The organism is Vibrio sp. 1069 (assembly GCF_033340555.1).
Genome location: NZ_JAWOWP010000280.1, coordinates 1 through 770 on the forward strand (window position 1 = coordinate 1; position 770 = coordinate 770).

1 protein-coding gene is annotated in these 770 nt (G+C 48.2%); it reads right to left on the reverse strand.

Annotated features, from left to right (window positions below; genetic code table 11):
• Positions 1-770, reverse strand: a 770-nt coding sequence (locus R7040_RS25985; protein WP_318097507.1) for an aconitase family protein, incomplete at both ends; no start/stop codon positions are given.

Consider the following 770-nt stretch of genomic DNA (forward strand, 5'->3'; position numbering starts at 1 on the left):
TAGGTACTCTTCGATTGATTCTTGAGATAGCTTAACGGTACAACCCGCAGCAGAACGCTCAGCTGACGCATCAGACAGTTCGAATGCTTGCTCAACCGTTAGTGTTTCTAGACCTTCAATCTCAAGGATACGGCCAGAGAATTCATTCACTTTACCGGCTTTTTCAACAGTCAGTAGACCTTGTTGAATCGCGTAGTAAGGGATGGCATGAACTAGGTCACGAAGTGTGATACCCGGTTGCATCTTGCCTTTAAAGCGAACCAAAATTGATTCAGGCATATCCAATGGCATAACGCCTGTTGCCGCTGCGAATGCAACCAGACCAGAACCAGCTGGGAATGAAATACCTAGCGGGAAACGAGTATGCGAGTCGCCACCAGTACCGACAGTATCTGGCAGTAGCATACGGTTTAGCCACGAGTGGATAATGCCATCGCCTGGACGTAGAGAAACACCGCCACGGTTCATGATGAAATCAGGAAGTGTATGGTGAGTATTCACGTCAACTGGTTTAGGGTACGCAGATGTGTGACAGAACGACTGCATAACTAGGTCTGCTGAGAAGCCAAGACACGCAAGGTCTTTAAGCTCATCACGCGTCATAGGACCCGTTGTATCTTGAGAACCTACGGTTGTCATCTTAGGCTCACAGTAAGTGCCCGGACGAACACCTGCTACACCACATGCTTTACCAACCATTTTCTGTGCAAGCGTGTAACCCTTGCCAGAATCAGCGACTTCACCAGGTTTACGGAATACATCAGAAGACT